The organism is Moorena sp. SIO3B2, assembly GCF_010692525.1.
Lineage (GTDB): Bacteria > Cyanobacteriota > Cyanobacteriia > Cyanobacteriales > Coleofasciculaceae > Moorena > Moorena producens.
On record NZ_JAAHHE010000003.1, the window covers coordinates 41171 to 43029 of the forward strand.

Annotated in this window: 2 protein-coding genes; both read right to left on the reverse strand. The window is 37.3% G+C overall.

Going from position 1 to position 1859, the window contains the following annotated elements:
* The coding region (locus F6K38_RS01410; RefSeq protein WP_287355923.1) for a hypothetical protein at positions 1-215 on the reverse strand (215 nt) is incomplete at its 3' end.
* Between the two features lie 33 nt (positions 216-248).
* Positions 249-1307, reverse strand: a complete 1059-nt coding sequence (locus F6K38_RS01415; protein ID WP_287355925.1) for a polysaccharide pyruvyl transferase family protein — start codon at positions 1305-1307, stop codon at positions 249-251.
* Positions 1308-1859: the final 552 nt, after the last annotated feature.

Consider the following 1859-nt stretch of genomic DNA (forward strand, 5'->3'; position numbering starts at 1 on the left):
ATCAGCGGTTTTATCTCCAGATTTTCACCTTTCTCCATTGCCGGTAAAAGTAAGGCAGGAACAAAAGCATCGGCGCTTTCACTGACAAAATCAGCGAATCGTTGAGGATACTCAAAATAAATCTCTATTTCTTGGTCAAGGCTATCAACCTGCACGAGACCAACAAGTCTCACTGTGTCATTAGCAATGATTTTTTCAACATGCAGTAGTTTCATAAGATTTATTAGTGTAGTTGAATAAAGGGAAAACTATCTATTGGCAAAAACTTTCTCAAGACATTCTTTCGCAGTTTTCGATTCTTGGCAGATAAACTCTTCTGGTCGTTTGTAATTTTTTAAAACTGTTTCTATCCGCTCTAGAGACAAGGGTTCCATAAAATTTACCACTCTTGCTGTCGGTAGCATTTCTGACTTATCAATGTAATGCTTAATTTTTGATTCGGAATTAACAATTCCAATATTGGCAATCCCAAGGAGATCGGCTAGTATAATTGAGTGGAGGCGATTACCTATGTGAAAATCCATGTGCCTGAGGATTGCTAGAAACTCTTCCGGATTTTTCCATGAGTTGATTTGGCAATTAGAAGCAGGTAAATATTTCTTCAGTCGTTCGTGGAACCGATTATCATTTCTTTCATTTCCTAAATGTCCTGGTAGCAAATGAATCATACAATTATACTTCTCAATGAGTGGCATTAACTGTTTGGCATAAAACTCAGCTCTGCCTTCACCCCACCAAAATTTTCCAGAGAAGGATATGTTGGAAATATCACTCGTTTGCTTGGCTGGTTTGACAAACTTTTCATAAATAGTCAAATCTAAGAAAGCCAAATCACCTCCTAAGTCAGGTGATTTAGCAAGTTGAAGCTGTTCCAATGCCATTTCATAGGAATGGTTATCTCTAAGGTATAGCAGATCGGCTTTTTCAAAGATATCAGCTATCTGGTTTTTTCTCTCAGATTTAACACTTTCTAATCCAACACCGAGGAAGCAGAAACGCTTACCCATTAATTTTGACAAGGCTTGCATCCTTGATAAATTCCTTGGCCTGTCTTGCAGGTTTAAGGTTCCCCCACCCCAGGCTATGCAGTCACTTTTCAAAAGTAATAAAGTTCTTTTTAGTTTTGATAGTTGTGCATTCCTAAAGAACACAACTTTGTCACTCAAACCTTGGTAATAGTTAGTTTGGCAACAGATAAATATTTTTTTGACATCTTTTTTACTAGCGAAATAATTAGTTAACTGCTCAACAAACAAATCGTCGCCAATATTACCATAGCCGTAATAACCAATCAGGAAAATATTCACACTCTATCCTCACACTATGTCCTTAAGATTATCTCAATTTTTATTCATTAATTAACCAGTGAATTGCTCTAAAAAACAAGCTGCTTCAGCCAATTAGTTAGACAATAAGCGAGCATCTTAATCAGCGAGTACCATCAAGGGACACATCCAAGCCAAATGTCGTAAGCATGGACGTAAGTACTCAGGAGATCAAGGAACTAGTTGAATTGGATGGCTGAATTTTATTTTAAAAGCAATTATATATATAACTTCAGCCAAATTTTCACAATTCCAGAAAACTTGACGAAAACATTAACTAAACCAGTAACTATATGAAGCTTTGATGAAAAAGACTTGGAGACAGGGTAAGCGCAAGAAAAAATGGCTCATAATGTGCATTGGCTGGATATCGGTTGATCGTCCCTCGAAACCCCTATAATCTCGTAGAACTGTACTCGCAATAGAGTTGATTTGTTGAGAATGACGCGGTTTTTTTTCGAGGGTAAGCCACGGCTTATTGATTCTTGCGCTTACCCTGGACTTGGAGAAGATGCAATTAACACCAAGTTAGAA